Annotated in this window: 19 protein-coding genes and 1 riboswitch; of the genes, 5 read left to right on the forward strand and 14 right to left on the reverse strand. The window is 74.1% G+C overall.

Annotation, left to right across the window (positions count from 1 at the left end; genetic code table 11):
• Positions 1 to 27 precede the first annotated feature (27 nt).
• The gene (locus tag QFZ58_RS25750) at positions 28 to 2,094 is read left to right on the forward strand and encodes a bifunctional glycosyltransferase 87/phosphatase PAP2 family protein (protein ID WP_307127266.1); all 2,067 of its coding nucleotides are present in this window, start codon (positions 28 to 30) and stop codon (positions 2,092 to 2,094) included.
• Positions 2,095 to 2,222: 128 nt separating this feature from the next.
• Here the strand turns inward: QFZ58_RS25750 and QFZ58_RS25755 are convergent, their stop codons facing one another.
• From QFZ58_RS25755 to QFZ58_RS25780, 6 genes are all read right to left on the reverse strand, one after another.
• Complete coding sequence (locus tag QFZ58_RS25755) at positions 2,223 to 2,927, reverse strand: hypothetical protein (protein WP_307127267.1); 705 nt, start codon at positions 2,925 to 2,927, stop codon at positions 2,223 to 2,225.
• A gap of 84 nt (positions 2,928 to 3,011) precedes the next feature.
• Entirely contained in the window at positions 3,012 to 3,857 is an 846-nt protein-coding gene (locus QFZ58_RS25760; RefSeq protein ID WP_307127268.1) for an ECF transporter S component, read from the reverse strand.
• The gene (locus QFZ58_RS25765; RefSeq protein WP_307127269.1) at positions 3,854 to 5,584 is read right to left on the reverse strand and encodes an ABC transporter ATP-binding protein; all 1,731 of its coding nucleotides are present in this window, start codon (positions 5,582 to 5,584) and stop codon (positions 3,854 to 3,856) included. The genes QFZ58_RS25760 and QFZ58_RS25765 overlap by 4 nt, the downstream gene beginning before the upstream one ends.
• Entirely contained in the window at positions 5,581 to 6,720 is a 1,140-nt protein-coding gene (locus tag QFZ58_RS25770) for an energy-coupling factor transporter transmembrane component T (protein ID WP_307127270.1), read from the reverse strand. The genes QFZ58_RS25765 and QFZ58_RS25770 overlap by 4 nt, the downstream gene beginning before the upstream one ends.
• A complete protein-coding gene (locus tag QFZ58_RS25775) occupies positions 6,717 to 7,415 on the reverse strand; it encodes an SCO2322 family protein (RefSeq protein WP_307127271.1) in 699 nt (232 codons plus the stop codon). The genes QFZ58_RS25770 and QFZ58_RS25775 overlap by 4 nt, the downstream gene beginning before the upstream one ends.
• A complete protein-coding gene (locus QFZ58_RS25780) occupies positions 7,412 to 8,665 on the reverse strand; it encodes a prenyltransferase/squalene oxidase repeat-containing protein (RefSeq protein WP_307127272.1) in 1,254 nt (417 codons plus the stop codon). Before QFZ58_RS25780 ends, QFZ58_RS25775 begins: the two co-directional genes overlap by 4 nt.
• A 127-nt stretch (positions 8,666 to 8,792) precedes the next feature.
• A riboswitch (cobalamin riboswitch) is annotated at positions 8,793 to 8,867 on the reverse strand.
• A gap of 213 nt (positions 8,868 to 9,080) precedes the next feature.
• Here QFZ58_RS25780 and QFZ58_RS25785 point away from each other — a divergent pair.
• Positions 9,081 to 9,572 carry a hypothetical protein gene (locus tag QFZ58_RS25785; RefSeq protein WP_307127273.1) on the forward strand — a complete coding sequence of 164 codons (492 nt, stop codon included), beginning with the start codon at positions 9,081 to 9,083 and terminating at the stop codon, positions 9,570 to 9,572.
• On the opposite strand, the gene QFZ58_RS25790 is transcribed toward QFZ58_RS25785, so the two are convergent.
• Positions 9,554 to 11,038 carry a PHB depolymerase family esterase gene (locus tag QFZ58_RS25790; protein ID WP_307127274.1) on the reverse strand — a complete coding sequence of 495 codons (1,485 nt, stop codon included), beginning with the start codon at positions 11,036 to 11,038 and terminating at the stop codon, positions 9,554 to 9,556. The two genes, QFZ58_RS25785 and QFZ58_RS25790, sit on opposite strands and share 19 nt — an antisense overlap.
• 263 nt (positions 11,039 to 11,301) lie before the next feature.
• Here QFZ58_RS25790 and QFZ58_RS25795 point away from each other — a divergent pair, with 263 nt between their 5' ends.
• Together QFZ58_RS25795 and QFZ58_RS25800 are read left to right on the forward strand one after the other, a co-directional pair.
• A complete protein-coding gene (locus tag QFZ58_RS25795; protein ID WP_307127275.1) occupies positions 11,302 to 12,087 on the forward strand; it encodes a 3-hydroxybutyrate dehydrogenase in 786 nt (261 codons plus the stop codon).
• 45 nt (positions 12,088 to 12,132) lie between these two features.
• Complete coding sequence (locus QFZ58_RS25800) at positions 12,133 to 14,121, forward strand: GAF domain-containing protein (protein WP_307127276.1); 1,989 nt, start codon at positions 12,133 to 12,135, stop codon at positions 14,119 to 14,121.
• 26 nt (positions 14,122 to 14,147) lie between these two features.
• On the opposite strand, the gene QFZ58_RS25805 is transcribed toward QFZ58_RS25800, so the two are convergent.
• From QFZ58_RS25805 to QFZ58_RS25835, 7 genes are all read right to left on the reverse strand, one after another.
• Complete coding sequence (locus QFZ58_RS25805; protein ID WP_307127277.1) at positions 14,148 to 15,032, reverse strand: alpha/beta fold hydrolase; 885 nt, start codon at positions 15,030 to 15,032, stop codon at positions 14,148 to 14,150.
• On the reverse strand, positions 15,029 to 16,135 hold the full coding sequence (locus QFZ58_RS25810) for a branched-chain amino acid ABC transporter permease (RefSeq protein WP_307127278.1): 1,107 nt from the start codon (positions 16,133 to 16,135) through the stop codon (positions 15,029 to 15,031). The genes QFZ58_RS25805 and QFZ58_RS25810 overlap by 4 nt, the downstream gene beginning before the upstream one ends.
• Positions 16,132 to 17,019, reverse strand: a complete 888-nt coding sequence (locus QFZ58_RS25815; RefSeq protein ID WP_307127279.1) for a branched-chain amino acid ABC transporter permease — start codon at positions 17,017 to 17,019, stop codon at positions 16,132 to 16,134. The genes QFZ58_RS25810 and QFZ58_RS25815 overlap by 4 nt, the downstream gene beginning before the upstream one ends.
• A complete protein-coding gene (locus QFZ58_RS25820; protein WP_307127280.1) occupies positions 17,019 to 17,768 on the reverse strand; it encodes an ABC transporter ATP-binding protein in 750 nt (249 codons plus the stop codon). The genes QFZ58_RS25815 and QFZ58_RS25820 overlap by 1 nt, the downstream gene beginning before the upstream one ends.
• Positions 17,765 to 18,556: an ABC transporter ATP-binding protein gene (locus QFZ58_RS25825; protein WP_307127281.1), complete on the reverse strand. Its 792-nt coding sequence runs from the start codon at positions 18,554 to 18,556 to the stop codon at positions 17,765 to 17,767. Before QFZ58_RS25825 ends, QFZ58_RS25820 begins: the two co-directional genes overlap by 4 nt.
• Positions 18,557 to 18,559: 3 nt before the next feature.
• The gene (locus QFZ58_RS25830) at positions 18,560 to 19,795 is read right to left on the reverse strand and encodes a substrate-binding domain-containing protein (RefSeq protein ID WP_307127282.1); all 1,236 of its coding nucleotides are present in this window, start codon (positions 19,793 to 19,795) and stop codon (positions 18,560 to 18,562) included.
• Positions 19,796 to 19,922: 127 nt separating this feature from the next.
• Positions 19,923 to 20,528, reverse strand: coding sequence for a TetR family transcriptional regulator (locus tag QFZ58_RS25835; RefSeq protein ID WP_307127283.1), 606 nt, complete (start codon positions 20,526 to 20,528; stop codon positions 19,923 to 19,925).
• Positions 20,529 to 20,854: 326 nt separating this feature from the next.
• On the opposite strand from QFZ58_RS25835, the gene QFZ58_RS25840 reads away from it, so the two are divergent.
• The gene (locus QFZ58_RS25840) at positions 20,855 to 22,168 is read left to right on the forward strand and encodes a glycosyltransferase family 4 protein (RefSeq protein WP_307127284.1); all 1,314 of its coding nucleotides are present in this window, start codon (positions 20,855 to 20,857) and stop codon (positions 22,166 to 22,168) included.
• Positions 22,169 to 22,202: the final 34 nt, after the last annotated feature.

Genomic DNA, 22,202 nt, shown 5'->3' on the forward strand with positions numbered 1-22,202 from the left:
CGGAAACGGTGGGAGGGGCGGCGCGGCGTGGCAGATGCGGAGCGCAGTGTGCGGGGGAACGTGGCAGCGGACCCGGGGACGAGGGCCGCGACGGCCCGTGCGGTCCTCTGGGTGCTCGTTGCCGTACTGGCGGTACGGCAGATGGCGGCGGTGCTGCGGCAGCCCCCCGGCGAACGCCTGACCGACCTGGAGACCTGGACCGGTGAGGACGGCATCCTGCATGTCGCGGGGTCCCTGTACGACCCCGGCCGGTTCACCGGGTCACCTTTCGCGGGGCTGGTGCTGAAGCCACTGACGGCTTCGGCCGAGCAGGCCCTCGGCGTCGTGTGGACCTTCGGGTCCCTGCTGCTCGTCGCCGCTCTCGGCTTCGTCGCCGTACGGGCCCTGCCGTCGCCCGTGAGCCGCCGCACCACGTTCCTCGCGGCCCCCTTCGCGATCGCCCTGCTCATGGTGTCGTTGCCCGTACGCAACACCCTGTTCCTCGGCCAGACGAGCATCCTGCCCGTCCTGCTGGTGCTCCTCGCGTGCTTCGTGGCACGCGGTGAACGCCTCCCGGGCGTGCTGACCGGCATCGCCGCGGCCCTCCAGCCGACCATCCTGCTGTTCGCCGTCCTGCTCTGGCTGACGGGGAGACGGCGGGCCGCCGCGACGGGCGGCGTCACCTTCGCCCTGTGCACGGCACTGGCCTGGGCGGCCATGCCACGCGACTCCTGGACGTACTGGGTGCACCACCTGGCGGGCGCCGGGCTCGGCGAACGCCCGGACGGCCTCGCCAACCAGTCGCTGCACGGGGCGCTGCTGCGTCTCGGGCTCGAAGGCCCGGTGGAGATCGCACTGTTCCTGGTGCTCGCCGTCGCCGTCACCGTCCTCGGGCTGCGGCGCGCCGCCCGCTACGCACGGGACGGGCAGCTTCTCCTCGCGGTCGCCGTCACCGGATGCGTCGCCGTCGCCGTCTCGCCCACCGCGTGGCAGCACCAGCTGCTCTGGGTGCTGCTCGCCGTCGTCGGCCGGGTCGGCACCCGGGCCTCGGACCGGCTGGTCTGGCCGGCCGTCGTGGTGCTCGTGCTCACCCTGCCGGGGAAGATGCTGCTGCCGAACGTCGGCGCGCTCCTGCCCGTGCGCGACAACGTGCTGCTCGTCGCGGCGCTCGGCGCGGCCTGTGCGGCGCCGTTCCTGCCGCGGACCTCGCCGTACTGGCAGCGGCCGGTCGCGACCGACTACGCCCGGCCGGTCGCGTCCCGCTTCGCCTGGGTACCGCTGCTGCCGTTCTGGCGGCGGGTGCTCAGCCGACCGAACCTGCTGCTGGAACTCCTGCTCATCCGGGTCGTCTACTCCGCGTACGCGAAGGTCCGGCTCGCGGCGGCCGTGGGGCGGCCCACCGCCGAGGAGCACGGGCGGCAGGTCCACTCCCTGGAGCAGTGGCTGCACATCGACGTCGAGCACTGGGTCAACCACACCGTCGTCGGCATCTCCTGGCTGCGGGACTTCTTCGACTACTACTACTCGACGTTCCACTTCATCGTGCCGCTCGCGATCCTGGGCGTGCTGTACGTGCGGCGGCCCTCGGACTACCGCTGGGCCCGCAGCTCCATCGGCTTCGCCACGGTCCTCGCCCTGGCCGGCTTCTGGCTCTACCCGCTGGCCCCGCCGCGCCTGATGCCGGGCCTCGGCTTCATCGACACCGTCCACGGCGCGCAGGACCTCGCGAGTCCCGACTTCGGGGCGCTGACGGCGGTGACCAACCAGTACGCGGCGATGCCGTCGCTGCACTTCGGCTGGTCGCTGTGGTGCGGCGTGGTGATCATGGTGCTGGCGCCGAAGGCGTGGATGAAGGCGCTGGGCATGCTGCACCCGCTGTTCACGGTCTCGTGCATCGTGGCCACCGGCAACCACTGGGTGCTGGACGCGGTGGGCGGGGCGACCGTCGTGGGCCTGGGCTTCGGGCTCACGTACGTCCTGGCCGGGCCCCGGAGGCTCGAAGCGCCGGCCGTCCCGGCGCAGCCGCCGGGGCCCGCGGCACAGCGGCCGGACCGGGCGGGGCAGCAGGACGACGCCGGGGAACCGGCCGCCGAACCGGTGGGCAGCAAGGGCTGACGCCCGGGCGCGTGGCGACAGGGGCGCCGGACCGGATCCCGCCGCCCGGGCGCCCGCCGGCGGATCACCGGCTCCCGGGGGGCCTGCCCGCCGAGCGACGCCCTCGCCTCCGGGACGGCGTACCGCGCTCAGTACGACGCGTAGTCGGGGAACATGGTGGCCGTGGCGAACACGGAGGTCGTCACGTCATCGGAACGCCGGCGGTGCTTCCCGGACCGGACGGGATCCACGGCAGGCGAGGCGAGGGAGATCGCCCCGTTGTCGGCGAGAGCCTGGACGCGCATCAGCAGCGCCCGAACGGTCACGCCGAGCTCGCCCGCCACGGTCTGGAGGTCGACGCCGGACTCCCAGCTCCACAGCAGCACCGAGTCCATGCTGGGTGTCCAGGGGACGACGCCCTCGGGCTCGGGGGAGGGAAGAGCGGGCGCCGCGGCTGACATCGGCGCGTCGGCGGGAAGGACCATGGCCGGCCGGCCGGCGGTGTGGGGCAGTTCGTCCCGGGGGTGCGGCAGGCACACCTCGGGGGTGGCGGCCGGCTCGACCCCGGTCGCCGCCACCTCGGGCGGTGCGCCGTTGAGCAGGGCCTCGGCGACCGTCCGGGCGTCGCCGCGCCCCACGGTGCGCCGGGCCAGGCGCACCTCCCGTTCGTTCAGACCGAGCATGTCCGCGATGGCGCCGTCGTCCCCGACGGTGACGGCGAACGCCGCCAGCGTTCGGCTGCGTTCGGCCTGCGCCTCGTCGAGAGTCTCCTGAGCCTTGTGCATCCGCTCGTCGCTGGTGCAGAAGGCTTGGGCCAGGATGGTGTTCCGGTCCCAGAATTCACGTGGTTCCACGCAGGGACAACGCGCCGACGTGGAAACAGAACGTACATGGGAGCCAAAAAGAGCCAAATGGCCTATCGAGTAGTTATCCGCATTTTATGACTTGTTCGTTACGGGGGTGGCTTCCGCCTCGAAGGTGGCGGGGGCCTCGAAGGTGGCGCGGGCCTCGAAGGCCGCACGGCGGGTGGCCCGCCGCAGAGCCCTGAGCAGGGCGGGGGCGACGGCGAACGTCAGGGCCACGGTCAGTACCGCGCGGCCCAGGTCCCAGCCGAGCGACGTGGTCACGCAGTACGCCAGGAAGCGGACCAGGTTCTCCTGCAGCGGGTCGCCCGCGACGAAGGAGATCCCGGAGGCCTGCCCCGGCACGATCGTCCAGCCGTAGAGGTTCATCACCGTGCCGTACGCGAACGCCGCCACGAAGCCGTACGCGGCGAGCATCAGCAGCTCGCCCCGGCCGCGCAGCCGCTCCGGGCCCGGCAGCAGACCGGCGCCCATGGTGAACCAGCCCATCGACAGCATCTGGAACGGCATCCAGGGCCCCACCCCGCCCGTCAGCAGCGCCGAGGCGAACATCGTCACCGAGCCGAGCACGAAGCCGAAGCCCGGACCCAGTACCCGGCCGCTCAGGACCATCAGGAAGAACATCGGCTCCAGGCCCGCCGTTCCCGCGCCCAGCGGGCGCAGCGCGGCGCCGACCGCCGCGAGGACACCCAGCATGGCCACGGCCTTCGCGTCCAGGCCCGAATCCGCGATCGTCGCAACGACGACACCGACGAGCAGCACGAGGAGCGCGGCGAACAGCCAGGGGGCGTCCTGGGCGTGGGCGCGGCCGAAATCGGCGCCGGCCAGGAGCGGCCAGCCGAAGGAGAGCACGCCGACCGCGCCGACGAGGACGAGCGCGGCGACGGCACGGGGTCCGAGGCGCACGGGCCGTGCCGTCATGCGAGATCTTCCGGGGCGGCGAGATCCTCCAGGGCATCGTGCACCTGCCCCACGGTCAGCCACCCCTGGGGCGCGAGGATCTTCGAGGTCTGCGGGGCGAACGCGGGCGAGGAGACCACGACCTGCCGGGTGGGGCCGTCGGCGACGACCTCCCCGTCGGCGAGGATCACCACCCGGTGGGCCAGCTCCGCCGCCAGTTCCACGTCGTGCGTGGCCAGGACGACGGCGCGGCCCTCGGCGGCCAGCCGCCGCAGCACGCCGACGAGCCTGGCCTTCGCCGCGTAGTCCAGGCCGCGCGTCGGCTCGTCCAGCAGGAGCAGCGGGGGCCGGGCGGTGAGCACCAGGGCCAGGGCGAGCGCGAGCCGCTGGCCTTCGGAGAGGTCACGGGGGTGGGTGCCGTCCGGCACCCCGGGAAGCAGCTCGCCGACCAGCGCCCGGCAACTGCCCGCGGGCGCGCCCGCGTCGGCGTCGGCCGCCGTGCACTCGGCGGCGACCGTCTCCGCGTACAGCAGGTCGCGGGGCTCCTGCGGTACGAACCCGACCCGGCGCACCATGTCGCGCGGGGGTGTCCGGGACGGCTGCAGACCGCCGACGAGGACGGAACCGGTGGTCGGCTCGATCATCCCGACGAGAGCCGTCAGCAGGGTCGACTTGCCCGCCCCGTTGCGGCCCATCAGGGCCATGATCTCGCCCGGCGCGACGGACAGCGTCACTCCGCGCAGTGCCTCCACCCGCCCCCGCCGCACCCCGAGCCGCTCGGCCCGGGCCACGGGGCCCCGCACGGGCACCGGCACGGCCCTGGCCGGCCGGCGGCCGAGCAGGCGGCCGAGCCGTCCGGGCCGGGTGGCCGCGGGCGCGGGGGGCGGGGACACGACGGTGTCCGCCGACGGCTCACGCGACGGCGGCCCGGTCCGGGCCAGGCGCTCGCGGAGGTCTCCGGCCCGGCGCCGGGCGTCGCGCACCGAGAGGGGCAGGGGCTCCCAGCCCGCCAGGCGACCCAGGGCCACCACGGGCGGGCGGACGGGCGAGAGGGCCATGACGTCCGCCGGCGCCCCCATCACCGGGGCCGTGCCCGGCGACGGGAGCAGGAGCACCTGGTCGGCGTACTGCACCACGCGCTCCAGCCGGTGCTCGGCCATGAGCACGGTCGTGCCCAGGTCGTGCACCAGCCGCTGGAGCACCGCCAGCACGTCCTCGGCCGCCGCCGGGTCCAGGGCGGACGTCGGCTCGTCCAGGACCAGGACCTTCGGATGCGGGGTGAGGACCGAACCGATCGCGACACGCTGCTGCTGACCACCGGAGAGCGTGGCGATCGGCCGGTCGCGCAGCCCGGCAAGACCCAGCAGGTCCAGCGTCTCCTCCACGCGCCGCCGCATCACGTCGGGAGCGAGGCCCAGGGACTCCATGCCGTACGCCAGTTCGTCCTCGACGGTGTCCGTGACGAAGTGGGCGAGCGGGTCCTGTCCCACCGTGCCGACGAGGTCGGCGAGTTCGCGCGGCTTGTGGGTCCGGGTGTCCCGGCCGTCGACCGTGACCCTGCCGGTCAGTACACCGCCCGTGAAGTGCGGAACCAGGCCGGAGACGGCGTTCAGCAGAGTCGACTTGCCGACTCCGGACGGGCCGACGAGCAGGACGAGTTCGCCCTCGGGGACCGTGAGGTCGACCCCCGACAGAGTGGGGTGCGCGGCGCCCTCGTACCGCACGGAGACCTGCTCGAACCGGATCACGGGGTTTCCTCGGGGTCGGAAGGGGAGACGGGCACGGGTGCCACGGCGGCGGGCAGCAGACCGATCAGCACGGCGGCGGCGGGCAGGAGGGGCAGCAGGGGAGCGGTCAGCGGCACCACACCTGGGTGCAGGGCCTCGGAGCCGGCCGCCCGGATCATCGCCGCCGCGACGGCCACCCCCGAACCGGCGACCAGCCAGGCGCGCACGCCCCACCGGTCCGGGCGGTAGCGGGTGCGGACCGAGCGGCGGCCGCCGAGTCCCAGCCCGGCCAGGGCCGCGAGCAGTCCGGCCAGCAGCAGGGGCAGCCCGTACACCGCCCCCTGTGCGGTGAGCAGGCCGTACGTCCCCACGCAGACTCCCAGCAGCCCGCCGAGCGTCAGCACGGCCGTGGTGTGCCGGACGGCGGGCGGGACGGGGGCCGTGCGCCCGTATCCCCGGGCGTCCATGGACGCCGCCACCGCGACCGATCGCTCCAGCGCACCTTCGATCACGGGCAGACCGATCTGGAGCACGGCCCCGATGCCGCCGGTCGGACGGCCGCGCAGCCGGCGGGCCGTCCGCAGCCGCACCACGTCGGCGACCATGTTGGGGGCGAACGTCATCGCGACGACGACGGCGACCCCCGCCTCGTAGAGCGCGCCCGGCAGCGACTTCAGCAGCCTGGCCGGGTTGGCCAGCGAGTTGGCCGCACCGACGCAGATCAGCAGCGTGGCCAGCTTCGCCCCGTCGTACAGGGCGAAGACCACCTGCTCGGCGGTGACCCGGCCGCCGATCCGGATGCCCTGCGCCCAGTGCGGCAAGGGTAGTTCGGGGAGCGTGAACAGGGTGTGCGTCCCCGGGAGCGGGGAGCCGAGGACGACGGAGAAGACCAGCCGCACGCCGACGACGAACAGCCCCAGCTTGACGAAGGCCCCGTAGGAACGGGCCCACGGCGCGTCCGTACGGCGCGCCGCCACCACATAGCCGGCCACGCCCACCAGCAGCCCGAGCAGCAGCGGGTTGGTCGTACGGGAGGCGGCGGTGGCGAGGCCGAGCGCCCACAGCCACCAGGCCCCGGCGGGCAGCGCGTTGGCGCGGGTGGCCGCGGGCGCGCGCAGCGCACGGTGGAGCCGGGCCGTGCCGGTGGAACGGGTCATCGGCGCCGGCGGGACCGCACCACTGCGGCGACGCCGAGCAGGAACACCGCACCGATGCCCGTGAGCACCCCGGCCGACGGACCGCCGCTCGTGTCGGAGCCCTGTGCGGAGGGGGGAGTCCCGGCGAAGGGTGAGCCGGCGGGGTCGGCGGACGCGGTGATGGACCCGCGCGACCCGGTGCCGCCGGAGACCTGCTCGCCGCAGCCCGACGCGGGATAACCCGATATCGCGCAGAGCATCGCCGCGCTGTCGTACCGCAGCGGCTTCGCCACCGCGGCGAGAGCCTCGGCCGTACTCGCCTCCGGCGCCACCTGCGCGCAGGCCGTGCGCAGTGCGGGCGGCCGCTCCCCGTCCGGGGCGTCGGCCGCCGTCCCCGCGTCGATGACCAGCGCTATCCGCTTGAGGCCGTCCTTCACCGGGGTGTCCGCACAGATCGCTGCGAAGGCCGGCGCACGCCGAGGCTGGGCGGCGTCCTGGGAGTCCTGGCTCACGGCGAACCGGAAGCCCTGCACCGCCCCGTCGTCCGGCCGGACCAGGGACGGGCCCTGCGTGGCGTACGTCCAGCTCTTCCCGCCGTCGCCCTCCCAGAACGACCAGTAGCGGTAGCCGGCCGCCTGCGCGCTGCCGGCGCCCAGCACGGTCAGGGCGACGGCCACGACGAGGAGCAGCGCGGCCGTGCCCGAGGGACGCCTCACAGCTGCTGGTTCTTCCGGCGCCCGCTGAGCAGGAAGCCGATGCCCGCGCCGAAGGCGAGACCGATGCCGACGAGCCACCAGACACCCAGCCCTCCGTCGTCGCTGGTGGTGTCCTCGGGCTCGTTCGCCGTCGCCGTCGGCGAGGGCGCGGCGGTGGCGGCGGGCGCGGGGCCCGTCGCGTTCAGCTGCTTCACGAGGTCGACGCCGCCGAAGTGACGGGCGTCGGCCCCGGTCGCGTGCGCGGCGAGCACCAGCTGGGCGGTGGCGGCGGGACCGCCCGCCTCGGCCCAGGCCTTCGCGTTCTTCTCCAGATACGCGACGGCCCCGGCCGCCTTGTCCTTGTGGCCCGACGCCGCCAGCGCGACGACCGCGTCGGCGGTGTTGCCGAAGTCCGGCTGCGGCGAGGAGTCCTCGGCGCCCGGCATCGGCGCCAGTTCCAGGTGGCCCGAACCGGCGAGCGCGTTGGCGAGGTAGGAGGCACCGTTCTGCGCGGACTGCTCGGCGGTCAGGCCGCTGCCCTTCGTGCACGTGGGGGCCTTCACGGCGTTGGAGTTGCCCGCGGCCATGCCCTTGCCCATCGCGCCGAGCACCGCCGCCGCGGTGGCGTCCGCGTTGGCGGCGAGCTTGCCGTCCTTGTCCGGCTGGTACGCGAAGGCACCGCCGTCCTTCCCGCCACAGGGCAGGGCGAAGGCCTGCAGCGCCGTGTACGGGGTCCTGCCGTCCTTCGTGGTGATCTCGGCGACCGGCACACCGGCGCGGGCCAGCGCGCCGATCACGACGCCGGTGGAGTTGGCGTCGCTCGGGCTGCCCGGGTTGTAACCCCAGCCGCCGTCCTCGTTCTGGACGGACTTCAGCCAGCTGACCGCGTTGGCGACGGTCTCGCCGTGCACTCCCAGCTCGACCAGGGCCTGGACGGCGGCGGCGGTGGCGTTCGTGTCGGCCACCGTCTTCGCGTCGCAGGGCTCGGAGGCGTCGCGGTAGGCGGGGAAGGCTCCGCTGTCGCACTGCTGGCCCGCGAGCCAGTCCACCGACTTCCCGGCGGGCGTGACGAGCTCGACCTTCTGGGCGAGGAAGGCCAGCGACTGGCGCCACACGCCGTCGTAGGTGGGGTCGCCGGTGCCGTACAGACCGGGCGGAAGGGCCGCCGACGGGGACGGTGACGGGCTGGGGACGGCGACCGCCGCGGGGGCGGTCCCGGCACAGAGCACGGCGGTGATCGCGAGCGCTGCCGCGCGGCGGCTTACGGTCATGGCGGGCTGGGCCTCTCCTGCGAGGACCGGGCACAGGCACACGGATGCACCGGGCTCCGGCCCCGTATACCTCGACGGTGCCGGCCACCGGGGCTTCGGTGGCACGAGCCGGTCACGCTCACGTACAGGGCATTCCGGCTCACCACCTGGGACGGTGACTCACGGTTGCGGGTCAGCGCCGGATTCGCACCGGCTTCCCCCTGCAGGGGCATGATGACGACCCGCCCACTCTACCGGGGCGCTCCCGGCCCTTTCGGGGCGGACGGTGGCCCGCGCCGGAAAAGGGCCGATGAAAGGGCTTCCCAGCAGGTCAGACCCCATGCGAAACTCCGGCGGGGGAGCACGCGGGCACTTGCCCGTGGGGAGGAACGAGCGGGGCGGAACAGCACCTGTGCGCAGAAGTGGGACGGCGGCCGTGACCGCCGCTGTGAGTGTGTTGGTGACGATGGTGGCGGGCTGCGACCTCGTCGGCGGGAGCGAGGCCGCGCCGCCGCCGCCCTCGCCGTCGCCCCTTGCGCCGTTCACCCGGGAGACGGCGGCCGCCGAGATAGCGTCCGTCACCGCGGCCTCGGGGCTCCCCGCCGGTGACACGTCCACCGCGGGCAGGCCGGAAGGCGCCTGGCAGCAGTGCGTCGCCCCCTGGACGGCGGACGCGCCGGCGGCCGACGCCGCCGAGGGGTTCGAGGCGGCCGTGAAGCGGCTCCGGCAGCAGGACTGGGAGATCGTCTCCAGCCACGCGGAGCAGGACGTCACCTTCCGCACCCTCGTCAAGCGGGGCTGGAAGGTGTACGCCCGGCACCACGCGCCGCGGGCTCCGGGCGACGAGCAGCTCGTGGCCTTCACCGCCGTGGAGGACGGCTGCGAGCTGCCCGGGCCCGTCAGGGGCGACTACGAGGATCCGGCCTGACAGTTCGAGTCCGCGACGACGAAGTACCCCGCCGGTGACTCCCGGAGCGTGTGGGTGACGAACACGTTGTACAGCCCCATGGTCTGCCCGGACCCGTTCGCGTAGACGTAACCGCCCGCGGTGTGCGCCCGTCCCGCCGCCACGTGCGCGTAGTTCGTCGCGGAGAAGCAGGCGGCGGGGGCCGTACCGCCCGCCGTGGTCGCGGTCACGGCGGGGGAGAGGGTGCCCGTCGCGCCCGAGGAGTCGACCGCCGCCACGGTGTAGCGGTAGGCGGTCCCGGCGCTCAGCCCCGTGTCGGTGAAGGATGCCGAGGTGGGCGAGCCCACCTTCGTGCCGTCGCGGTGGACGGCGTACGAAACCGCGTTCCCGACCGCGTCCCAGGTCAGGGAGGCGGTGCTCGCGGTGACCCCGCTGACCTTCAGACCGGAGGGTGCGGGCAGTGCGTCACCGCCGCCCGGTGTGTCCCCGTCCAGTCCCCAGAACACGCCCGTGTGGTACGTCGAGCAGATGGTGTCCAGGAAGTAGGCGGCCGTCGAACCGCACTGCCCGGCGCCCGAACCCGGATCGACGGGCAGGCCGTGCCCCATGCCGGAGACCGTGAACGTCTCCACGGCGGGCCGGCCGGAGGCGTCCTCGTAGACGCTCCGCGTGGTGTTGCCGGGCAGACCGCTCGTGCTGGACGGGGTCTGCCCGATGCCCCAGACGTCGGTCCACTGGTCGCGCAGGGCGGTGGCGTTGGCCGGGTGGACCGTGTAGTCGGAGGTGCCCTGCCAGATGGCGACCCTGGGCCAGGGACCGGTCCACCCCGGGTAGGAGCCGCGTACCTTGTCGCCCCACTGGGACGGTGACAGCTTCTGCGGGCCGGTCTGGCATCCCGAGGCGCCGGCCTGGCTGGTGGCGCACTGCGCGGGCAGCCCGGAGGCCACGGACCCGCCCGCGAACACGTCCGGATACGCGGCGAGCAGGTCCGCGGTCATCCCGCCGCCGGCCGACAGCCCGGTGACGTACACGCGGCGGCCGTCGGTGCCGTACGTCCGCTTCGCGTACTCGACCATCTGGACGACGGACGCCGCCTCGCCCCTGCCGCGGGTGTCCTCGGCCGGGTCGAACCAGCCGAAGCACGAGAGCGGGTTGTTGGCCGAGGTCGTCTGCGGGAAGACGACGTCGAAGCCCCACAGGTCGGCGTAGGCGGGCCAGCCCGAGTTGGCGTAGTACGCGCCGGCCGTCTGGGTGCAGCCGTGCAGGGCGACGACCAGGGGCGCGCCCGCCGGCAGGCCGTCGGGGGTGTACGCGAACATCTGCAGGTTGCCCGGGTTCGAGCCGAAGCCGGTGACCTGCTGGAGACCGGCGGCCGCCGCCGTGGGGGCGGCGGTGGCGACCGGCTGGGCGGCGAGCACCGCCAGCAAGGAGCAGACGGTGACGGAGGCGACGCGTCGGAACAGGCGTCGCAGGATCGGTGGGCGCACGGTGGGGCCTCCCTCGTCGGACGTGCGGACGGACGTGCGAACTGCTGCCGGAACCTATGAGCCAGGAGCGGAGCCGCCCATGTGGCAGGCGGACATCCGCCGCGTCCCGCTGTGTGCGGCGCTCCTCTTGTGCCGCTTCCCCGGCCCCGGCCGCGCGCGGAGCCCGCCGGGCCGCACCATGTACGCCGCCACCATGCCGACGCCCCCGGGTGTGTGAACCGGCCCCGTGTGATGCGGACGGCGACGTCCTTACGGTGACGCCCATGCAGACTTCCGGGACCCCTCAGCACGAACCGCTCGCCCCCGCCGCCCTCACCGGACGCACCGCCCTGGTCACCGGCGCGGCGAGCGGCATCGGCCTGGCCTGTGCCGAGGCACTCGCCGCCGCCGGCGCCCATGTGCACGTGGTGGACAAGGCGGGCGACGCGGCCAAGAGCCTGGCCGAACGGATCGGCGGGACCGCCTGGGTGGCCGACCTCTCCGTCGCCGAGGCGGTGGACGCGCTGCCCGCCGACGCGGACATCGTCGTCAACAACGCGGGGCTGCAGCACGTGGCGCCCGTGCACGCGTTCCCGCCGGACCGCTTCGCGCTGATCCACCGCGTCATGGTGGAAGCGCCGTTCCGCATCTTGCGCCGCACCCTGCCCGGCATGTACGAACGCGGCTGGGGCCGCGTGGTCAACATCTCGTCCGTGCACGGGCTGCGCGCCAGCCCCTACAAGTCGGCCTACGTCTCGGCCAAGCACGCACTGGAGGGGCTCAGCAAAGTGGTCGCACTCGAAGCGGCTCCGCACGGGGTGACGAGCAACTGCGTCAGCCCCGGCTACGTCCGCACGCCCCTGGTCGAGAACCAGATCGCGGACCAGGCCCGCAGCCACGGCATCTCCGAGCAGGACGTGGTGGGCCGGGTCCTGCTGGAGCGCAGCGCCATCAAGTCACTGATCGAGCCCGGCGACGTCGCCGGGGCCGTCCTGTGGCTGTGCGGCCCGGGCGCGGCCCACATCACCGGCAGCTCCGTCGCCATGGACGGCGGCTGGACCGCCAACTGACCCCGCCCGACCGCCCCGACCGTCCCCGGAAGAACGCTGGCCGCCATGCCCGAACCGTCCCCCTCCGCAGCCCCCCTCCTGGCACGCCTCCTCGACCTGCTGGCCGACGACGCCCCCGCCGAGGCGCTGGGTGCCGTCACCTCGGAGGCCAGGGCCACGGGCGTGCCCGCGGCCGACCTGGCCGAGGTGGAGAGGGCGGCCGCCACCGCCCTGCGGATCAGGGGCGCCCTGCGCCAGCACCGGCGCAGGGAACTCCAGCTCACCGCCCTCTTCGACACGGCGGGCGACCTGGCGGCCTCCCGGGATCTGGACGACGTGCTGAAGGCGATCGTGCGGCGGGCCAGGATGCTGCTGGGCACCGACACCGCCTATCTCACGCTCCCCGACGAGGAGGCCGGGGACACCTACATGCGGGTGACCGACGGATCGGTGTCCGTGCTGTTCCAGCGGCTGCGGCTGGAACTGGGCGAGGGCCTCGGCGGACTGGTGGCGCAGACCGCCAGCCCGTACGCGACCCCCGACTACCGCACCGACGACCGCTTCCACCACACCCGCAACATCAACGCCGGTGTGCTCGACGAGGGACTCGTCGCGATCCTGGGTGTCCCCCTGCTCCTCGGCTCCAGCCGGGGCGGCACGGGAAAGGTCATCGGCGTCCTCTTCGCCGCCGACCGTGCGGCACGGGTCTTCAGCCCCGACGAGGTGGCCCTGCTCTGCTCGCTCGCCGCGCACGCCGCGATCGCGATAGACACGGCCCGGGCGCTGGACGACACCCGTGCCGCCCTCGCGGAACTCGCCGGGGCGAACGCGGAACTGGCCGAGGCCAACGCCGCCGTACGCGCGCACTCCACCGCCATGCAGCGCGCGGAGGAGGCCCACGACCGGCTCACCGACCTGGTGCTGCGCGGCGGCGACGTGCAGGACGTCGCCGTTTCCGTCGCCGGGCTGCTCGACAGCCCGCTCGTCATCCACGACCCAGGAGGGCGCCCGCTGGCGGCCGTACGGCCCGACGGCTCAGGATTCGCCGACGACAGCACGGACGCCGGATGGCTCGCCGGGACCGCCGAGGAATCCCGCCACGGGGCGCGTGCCGTGCACCGCGACGGCCGCTGGATCTGCGCCGTGCTCGCGGGCCAGGAGCTGCTGGCCGGTCTGGTCCTGCACCGGCCCGACCGGCTGGACGACTCCGACCGGCGGCTCTTCGAGCGCGCCGCCGTCGTCACCGGCCTGCTCCTGCTGCTGCGCCGCACCGTCGCCGAGACCGAGAACCGGATCCGGGGCGAGCTGATCAGCGACCTGCTCGCCGACCCGGAGCACGATCCCGCCGGGCTCGCCGAGCGGGGCCGCAGACTGGGCATAGACCTGGACCGCCGGCATCTGCTGCTCGTGGCGGAGGCGGCGGCCCGCGAGAAGCTCGGCGGCGCCGCCATGCGCTACCTGTTCGGCGGGGACATCCGCGGGGTCAGCGCCGAACACGCGGGCACGATCGTGATGCTGATCGACTGCGACGGCCGCTCCGGGGCGTCCGCCACCGCCGCCGGGGACGCGGCGCGTGCGGCGGCCGTCCAGCTCGGCCACCTCGTCCAGGCACCCGTCACCGTCGCCGGTACGGGACCGGCGGGAGGGGTGCGCGAACTCGCCGCGGCCTACGCGGAGGCCGCGCGCTGCCTGCGTGCCATGCGGGTGCTGGGGCGGGAGGGCGAAGGGGCCTGCGTCGGCGAACTCGGCTTCCTGGGCGTGGTGCTGGGCAACGCGAAGGACGTGGACGGATTCGTGGACGCCGTGCTGGGACCGCTGCTCCGGTACGACGAGCGGCGCGGCACGCACCTCGTGCGGACGCTGCGGGCGTACTTCGGCGCCGGGGGCAGCCTGATCCGGGCCAAGGACGAACTGCACGTGCACGTGAACACGGTGGTGCAGCGCCTCGACCGGGTCCAGGTGCTGCTGGGCCGTGACTGGAGCGAACCGGACCGCGCGCTGGAACTCCAACTGGCGCTCCGCCTGCACCTACTGTCGGGCGACCGGGAAGGCTGAGCCCCGGCCGCCCGTCGCCGGCGGTCTCAGGGCGCGGCCCGCAGCAGCGCGCGGACGACCTCGCGGGCCCCCTTGTCGCCCGTCAGCACCGTGTAGTGGTTGACGCCCTCCACGCACACCGCCCGGACCGCCGTGCCGGGCCGGCCGGCCGCCGCCAGCCTGGATTCGTCGTACAGACCCTGTTCCTCGTCCATCAGGCCCCGTCGCGCCCACACCAGCGTGGCGGGCACCGGGAGTTCGTGAACCGCCGAGAGCACCTCCTCCCGGAACAGGCCCACTCCGTCCGTCCGGACCGCCTCCAGGCGGCAGCCGGAGCGCATGGCGGGCTCCTCGCCCGTCAGGTCGCGCTGGATGTACGCGTCCACCTCCGGCGACCAGGCGTCGCCCGCGAACGCGGGGTGGGCCTGCCAGAACGACCGGTACGCGGCCCGGTCGGCGAAGGTCATCGACAGCCGGTCCATGGCCGGGCCGATCACGGCCGTCATGAGCTCGTCCGCGGACAGGTGCGTGGGCGCGGGGAAGCCGAAGCCGCCGTCGACGAGCACCAGCGGCCCGAAGCGCCCCGGATGCCGTACGGCGGCCAGGGCCGCCACGAAGGCGCCCATCGAATGCCCCGCCAGCACCACCCGGCCCGGGGAGAGCGCATCGGCGAGCGCCGCCGCGTCGTCCGCGTGCGCCGCGATGCCGTACGGGCCCGGCAGTGCGGCACTGGCCGCCCGGCCGCGCAGGTCCGGGGCGACCAGGGTGGCCCGGCCCGCCAGCAGCCGGGCCACCGCGCCCCAGGACAGCGCGTTGGCCGTGATGCCGTGCAGGGCCAGGACCACCGGCGCTCGCGGGTCGGGGGCCGGCCAGCGCAACGCGGCCAGTTCGCCGCCGGCGACGGGCACGCGCAGCTCCTCGTACGGGATCATCGGTTCTCCTCACGGGGCCGGCGCAGGCGGGACGGCAGGCGTGCCAGGCCACCCGGCAGCAGGTGCACCACGGCGACGAACAGCACGCCGAGCAGGAACAGCGGCTGGGAGAGCGGCACGCGCAGCACCGCGGGCAGGCCGGCCACGGCACCCGATCCCGCGAGGTCCCCGAGCCGGTGGTCGGCCCAGGTGTACAGGATGCCGCCGATCATCGGGCCCCAGCGGGTGCCCGACCCGCCCAGCACCACCATGACCAGCAGCGACAGGGTGAAGTCCGAGGTCGTCGTCTGGGGTGTGGAGCCGCCGGTGAGCAGCAGGTGGACCAGCCCGCCCACCGCCGCCAGCGCCCCGGCCAGGACGAAGGCCGTCAGCTTGAACCCGTACGGCTTCAGGCCGAGCACCTCCACCCGGCGTTCGTTCTCCCTGATGCCCTCCCAGACCCGGCCGGTGGGGGAGCGGACCGCCCACCGGACGACGACGAGGGTCAGGACGAGGTAGGCGAGGGCGATCCAGTACAGGTTCGCGGTGTGGTCGATGCCGACCAGCCAGGACGGCAGCGCATCCGCGGGCGCCGCCCTGCCCTCCTCGCCGCCGGTCCGGCCGCCCGGGTTCCGGGAGACCAGGATGGAGCCGGCCTGCGCGAAGGCGAGCGTCACCATGGAGAAGCCGATGCCGGTGACCCGCAGGCTCACCGAACCCAGCACCAGGGCGAGTACGGTCCCGGAGCAGAGCCCGAGCACGGCGGCGGCGGCGAACGGCAGACCCGCCTCCAGCAGGAACATGTTGGTGGCGTAGCTGCCCGCGGCGAAGTACAGCGCGTGTCCGAAGGAGAGCAGTCCGGTCCGGCCCAGCAGCAGGTCGTACCCGGTGGCCAGGGCGCCGAACATCAGACAGGTCGCCAGGAGTTGCAGACTCCCCGGGCTGCCGACCGGACCGTCCAGGAGGCCGGGCAGCGGAAGGGTGCTGTAGGGCGCGACGACCAGGAGCACGAGGGCGGCGGCGGGCCACCGGCGCAGCAGCCGGGTCATGGCGCCCGGGGCGGGGGCCGCCGCGGCGGCGGGCGCGCCGTCCGTGCGGCCGGGTGTCCGAGTGGCGGTGCTCACGCGAGCCTCCCTGTCAGTCCGCGCGGCCGGACGAGCAGCAGCACGGCGAGCAGGACGACGACGGCCAGGTCGCCGAGGCCCGCTGCGGTGTAGTAGTTGGCGAACTGCTGGACCAGGCCGATGACGACGGCCGCGACGGCGGCGCCCGTCACCGAGCCCATGCCGCCGGTGACGACCACGACGAACGCGAAGATCAGCAGAGAGGTGCCCTGCCGGGGGTCGACCGAGCCGAAGTACAGCCCGCCGAGTGCCCCGCCGAGTGCGGCCGCGCAGCCGCCGATCGCGAAGACGAGCGTGAACGCCTTGCGGACGTCGATGCCGAGCGCCGTCACCATCGCCCGGTCCTCGACGCCGGCCCGGACGACGAGCCCGTGCCGGGTCCGGCCGAGGAACAGGCGCAGGGCCACGAGGACGACGAGCGCCGCGGCGATCAGGACGAGGCGGTCGACGGGCACGTCGGCGCCCAGCAGCCCGAAGGTGCCGGACAGGGCCTCGGGCCCGGGGAAGGTCCGGGCGTCCGGTCCCCAGACGCCCGACAGCAGGGCGGGCACGGCGAGCCCCACACCGACGGTGGCGAGCACCTGCTCGCGGGGCCGGGTGTAGAGCGGGCGTACGACGGCCAGTTCCAGCACGACGGCGGCCAGCGTGCCCACCGCCGTACCGAACAGCACCGCCAGGACGAAGCCCCAGCCGCCCGGGCCCGCGCCGGGCAGATTCCCGGACGCCGCCCACCAGGTGCCGTACGCGCCGACGGAGAGCAGCGCCCCGTGCGCGAAGTTGAGCACGTCCATCAGGCCGAAGATCAGGGACAGTCCGGACGCGATGAGGAAGTAGAGCGCCCCCAGACCGAGACCGGTCATGGTGAGCAGCACGACGGTGGACATCAGGAATCCGCCTCCGCGGGGTATGTGGTGAGCGGCCCCTGCCCGACACCGAGCAGCCCGCGCGTCGCCTCCGCGTCGCCCAGCAGGTCGTCCGCCGGGCCCTGGTGGGCCGTGCGGCCGTCGGCGAGCACCACGCAGTGCGCGGCGAGCCGGCGTACGACGGCGAGGTTCTGCTCGACGAGGAGTACGGGCACCGCCTCGGCCGCGCGTTCCAGGACCTGGGCGACCTCGGTGACGACCCTGGGGGCCAGGCCCTTGGTGGGCTCGTCGGCGATGATCAGCCGGTTGGTGTTCAGCAGGGTGCGGCCGATGGCCACCATCTGCTGCTGGCCGCCGGAGAGCGTCCCGGCCAACTGCCGTGAGCGCTGTTTCAGTTCGGGGAACAGCTCATGGACCAGGGCGTACGCGGGCCCGCCCGCGCCGGGGCGTTCGGCCAGCCGCAGGTTCTCCGCCACGGTCAGGCCCGCGAAGATCCCGCGGTCCTCGGGGGCGTAGCCGATGCCGCGCCGTACGAGGGAGTGGGTGGGCAGTGCCACGGTCTCCTCGCCGTCGAGCCGCACGCTGCCGGTGCGGGGGACGAGCCCGAGGACGCCTCGCACGGTCGTGGTCTTCCCGGCCCCGTTGCGGCCGAGCAGCGCCGTCACTCCGTGCGGCGCGACGTCCAGGTCGACGCCGTGCAGGATGTGCCGGCCGCCGATGAGGACCCGCAGGTCCCGGACGGCGAGCAGGGGACGCGGGGGCGGTGTCACAGTCCCTCCCCGAGGTAGGCCTGCTGGACGACGGGGTCGGCGGTCACTGCCTCGGGGGTGTCCAGGGCGAGCAGCCGGCCGTGGTGCATCACGGCGAGCCGGTCGGCGAGACCCAGCAGGACGTCCATGTGGTGCTCGACCATGAGCACCGTGCGGCCCTCGTCGCGGTGCAGGGTGCGGATCAGTTCGGTGAGCGCCGGGACCTCCTCGGCGCTCACCCCGGCCATCGGTTCGTCGAGCAGCATCAGCCGGGGCTCCGTGACCAGCAGCACCGCGAGCTCCAGCTTGCGCTTCTCGCCGTGGGAGAGCTCCGCGGCCGTGGCCCCGGCACGGTGGCCGAGCCCGGTGCGCTCCAGTACGCCGGTCACCTCGGCGGTGTACGGGGCGGCGCGCCGCCACAGCCGGTACGAGCCGCCGCTCCCCGCCTGCGCGGCCAGCCGGACGTGCTCGGCCACCGTCATCCCCGGCCAGAGGCTGGAGGTCTGGAACGTCCGGCCGATTCCGAGCCGGGCGCGGGTGTGCACGGGCAGGGCCGTGAGGTCCCTGCCGTCCAGGGCGAGGGTCCCCTCGGTCGGCGGGACGATCCCGCTGATCAGGTTGAACAGGGACGTCTTGCCCGCCCCGTTGGGTCCGATGAAGGCGAGGAACTCGCCCTCGCCGACGCTCAGCGTGACGTCCTGGACGATGGTCGCGCCGCCGACGCGCCAGCCGAGCCCGTCGAGTCCCAGCACGGGTGCGCGTGTGCGCCCCCCGTCGTCCTGTGCGGTGGTGGTGCCGGGTGCGGTCACCGGTCAGCCCGCCGCGGGCTTCGCGGGCGGTGCCACCTCGTCCATCGGCAGGCTGTTCACCAGTTCGGGCCGGGCGGTGGCCCCCTTGCCGTTCAGCCGGGCCACGAACATCGGCTGGACCAGGGCGTGGTCCTCCGCCCGGATCCGCTCCTGGCCCTTCACCCCGTCGAACGTCCAGCCCTCCAGGGCCTTCACCATGGCGTCGGTGTCGGTGGCGCCGCCCTCCTCGACGGCGTGCACGATCATCTGCGCCGCGGTGAAACCGTCCACGGTGAACAGGTCCGGGGTACCGCCCGCCTTGCGGACGCCGTCGAGCATGGCCTTCTCCACCGCGTTGCCGCCGCCCGCGCCGGGGAAGTAGTGGGCGAGGAAGGAGACCTTCGCGCCCGCGGCGCCGAAGACGGGGTACGAGGCCGTGCCGGCCAGTCCGGTGACGACCTTGCTCGCCGTCAGCACGCCCTGCTGGTCCAGCGCGGTCCACAGGGCGGGGGCGGTCGCGCCGGCCCAGGCGACGAAGACGAGGTCGGGCCCGCCCGCCCTGACCTGGCGGGCGAAGGGGGTCAGGTCCGTGGCGCTGGGCGGGGCCAGTACGGAGCCGACCCGCGCGCCCCTGGCCTCGAGGACCGCCTTGACGGCGGCCACGTTGGCCTGCCCGAAGGTGGAGTCCTGGGCGAGGACGGTGACCTTCTTCCCCTCGGCGTCCGCGAGCAAGGTGGCCGCGGTGAGGATGTCCTGGTAGGACTGCCGGCCCGAGCGGAAGGTGTAGGGGTTGATCCCGGTCAGCGCGTCCGTGGCCGCCGGGCCGTTGACGTACAGCACCTTGTTCTGGGCGGCCAGGGGGGCCATCTGCAGGGCGACGCCGGAGTCGGTGGTGCCCGCGAGGATCCTGTGGCCCTTGCCGATCAGGTTCTTCGCGGCGGAGACCGCCTTGCCGGGGTCGCCCGCGTCGTCCTGCTCGGTGACCTCGACGGGGTGGCCGCCCGCCTTGCCGGTGCCCTTCGTCGCGTGATCGAGGCCCGCCATGAACCCGTCGCGGTACTGCTTCCCGTACGCGGCGAGGAGCCCGGTGCGGGAGTAGACCAGGCCCACCTTCACGGCCTCGTCCTCCCCCTTGCCGGACGCGGAGCCGCTGCCGGCCTGCCCGGCGGCTGTGCACCCCGCCAGGAGCAGGCCGGCCGCGGCGAGCACGGCCGCGGTCAGTGTTCTGTGCTGGACGGTGCCTACGGCTCTGCGACGCATGGTGACCGGCTCCTCGGCGTGGTTCGGTGATGTGGGCCGAACCGTACGAACACCGTGGCGCCGTCGACATGGTGCAGGGCGCCCCACCTGGGCGGGTGCGGGTGTGGGCACCGCACATGGGCACGCCTCAGCGGGTGTCCGCCCCGAGGCCGATCAGCCCGCACACCGTCTCGATGTCCCGTTTCACCTGGGCGATCGACTCCCGTCCCGACAGCCAGGTGATCAGCGCCGAATGCCAGGTGTGCTCGATGACGCGCACCACGGAGAACTGCTCCTGCGTCGGCTCCTCCAGCCCCATCGCGTCGAGCACGATCGCCGTCGTCACCCGCGAGACGGCGTCCACCTCCGCGCTCGCGCCGCGGTCGGCGAAGGTCAGCGCCCGCACCATCGCGTCCGCGAGGTGGGGCTCGCGCTGCAGGGCCCGGAACGCACGCATGAGGGTCTCGGCGACCCGGCCTGCCGCGTCCTCCCCGGCGGGCGGGTGCCTGCGGAGCGCCCGGTGCAGGTCATGGAGCTGGTCCTCCATCAGTGCGACCAGCAGGTGGATCTTCGAGGGGAAGTAGCGGTACAGCGTGCCCAGGGCGACCTCGGCGGCCTCCGCCACCTCACGCATCTGCACGGCCTCGAAGCCGCCCCGGCCGGCGAGCTGGGCGCCGGCCCGCAGAATGCGGCGGCGGCGGGCCTCCTGGCGTTCCGTCAGGGGAGGCTCAGCCCCTCTGGCTTCCGCTGTCATCCGTCCCATCCAAGGCTTCCGGGCGCCCGTCGGGGCGCCCGTGACGTCCGCGCCGGAAATCCGTGCGGATCCATGCCGGAGGCACATGCCCGCCGACCCCGCGCCGGCTGGACGGGAACCGGTTCCCTGTCCGGCGGGCCGTCGGCCCCCGGGCGCGCACAGCATGGCAGGACGGCCCCCGTGGCGCGAATCACCTGATCCGGTCGTCACGTCGACGCTACCTGCCGGTAGATTCGGTCCGTGCTGAACGCACCAGTCTGAAACTTGTTCTAGATTAGCGCGACCGGTTACTCTCCGGCGAGAACGCAGCGAGAAGGGGGCCGAGTGTGACCGCTGAGGCCATAGAGACGGGCCCCTTCGCGGGCGGCGGCGCATCGGACACCCGCGGGGACCGGCCGTTGCGCATCGCACTCCTGACCTACAAGGGCAACCCCTTCTGCGGCGGTCAGGGCGTCTACGTACGCCACCTCGGCCGCGAGCTGGCCAGACTGGGCCACAGCGTCGAGGTGATCGGTGCCCAGCCCTATCCCGTACTCGACGAGGGCGTCCCGCTCACCGAACTGCCCAGCCTCGACCTGTACCGCCAGCCCGACCCGTTCCGCACCCCGGGACGCGGCGAGTACCGGGACTGGATCGACCTCGCCGAGGTCGCCACCATGTGGACCGGCGGCTTCCCCGAGCCCCTCACCTTCAGCCTGCGGGCCCGTCGCCATCTCCTCGCCAGGCGTGGTGACTTCGACGTCGTGCACGACAACCAGACGCTCGGCTACGGCCTGCTCGGCGACCTCGGCGCGCCCCTCGTCACCACGATCCACCACCCCATCACCGTCGACCGGCAACTGGACCTCGCCGCTGCGGAGTCCCGGGTCCGGCGCCTGTCCGTACGCCGCTGGTACGCCTTCACCCGCATGCAGAAGCGCGTCGCCCGCCGGCTGCCGTCCGTGCTCACCGTCTCCGGCTCCTCCCAGCAGGAGATCGTCGAGCACCTCGGGGTCCGCCGGGAGCGCATCCGGGTCGTGCACATCGGGGCCGACACCGACCTCTGGTCGCCCGACCCCTCGGTCGCCGAGGTGCCCGGCCGGATCGTCACCACCTCCAGCGCCGACGTCCCCCTCAAGGGACTCGTCCACCTCGTCGAGGCACTGGCCAAGCTCCGCACCGAGAACCACGAGGCGCACCTCGTGGTCGTCGGCAGGCGGGCCGAGGACGGACCCGTCGCCCAGGCCATCGAACGCCACGGACTCCAGGGAGCCGTCGAGTTCGTCAAGGGCATCAGCGACGCCGAACTCGTCGACCTGGTCCGCAGCGCCCAGATCTCCTGCGTCCCCTCGCTGTACGAGGGCTTCTCGCTGCCCGCGGCCGAGGCCATGGCCACCGGGACGCCGCTCGTGGCCACCACGGGCGGTGCCATCCCCGAGGTGACCGGGCCCGACGGGGAGAGCTGTCTGTCCGTGCCGCCCGGCGACGCGGGCGCCCTGGCCGCCGCGCTCGGCCGGCTCCTCGGCGACCGTGAACTGCGCGCCCGTCTCGGCGCGGCGGGCCGTGAGAGGGTGCTGGCCAACTTCACCTGGGCCAGGGCCGCCGCCGGTACCGCCGAGTTGTACCGTCAGGCGATCGCCGCCCGCGGAGCGCGCAGGTGACCCCTCCCGTCGCTCCCGCGACCCCCACCCCCGA

The sequence above is a fragment of the Streptomyces sp. B1I3 genome, from assembly GCF_030816615.1.
In the GTDB taxonomy this organism is placed as follows: Bacteria; Actinomycetota; Actinomycetes; order Streptomycetales; family Streptomycetaceae; genus Streptomyces.

Excerpts from the sequence above, each read along its gene's own strand:
- QFZ58_RS25830 (WP_307127282.1), bottom strand. The coding sequence starts at position 19,795 with ATGCGTCGCAGAGCCGTAGGCACCGTCCAGCACAGAACACTGACCGCG.
- QFZ58_RS25760 (WP_307127268.1), bottom strand. The coding sequence starts at position 3,857 with ATGACGGCACGGCCCGTGCGCCTCGGACCCCGTGCCGTCGCCGCGCTC.
- QFZ58_RS25795 (WP_307127275.1), top strand. The coding sequence starts at position 11,302 with ATGCAGACTTCCGGGACCCCTCAGCACGAACCGCTCGCCCCCGCCGCC.
- QFZ58_RS25770 (WP_307127270.1), bottom strand. The coding sequence starts at position 6,720 with ATGACCCGTTCCACCGGCACGGCCCGGCTCCACCGTGCGCTGCGCGCG.
- QFZ58_RS25835 (WP_307127283.1), bottom strand. The coding sequence starts at position 20,528 with ATGACAGCGGAAGCCAGAGGGGCTGAGCCTCCCCTGACGGAACGCCAG.
- QFZ58_RS25815 (WP_307127279.1), bottom strand. The coding sequence starts at position 17,019 with ATGTCCACCGTCGTGCTGCTCACCATGACCGGTCTCGGTCTGGGGGCG.
- QFZ58_RS25805 (WP_307127277.1), bottom strand. The coding sequence starts at position 15,032 with ATGATCCCGTACGAGGAGCTGCGCGTGCCCGTCGCCGGCGGCGAACTG.
- QFZ58_RS25800 (WP_307127276.1), top strand. The coding sequence starts at position 12,133 with ATGCCCGAACCGTCCCCCTCCGCAGCCCCCCTCCTGGCACGCCTCCTC.
- QFZ58_RS25780 (WP_307127272.1), bottom strand. The coding sequence starts at position 8,665 with ATGACCGTAAGCCGCCGCGCGGCAGCGCTCGCGATCACCGCCGTGCTC.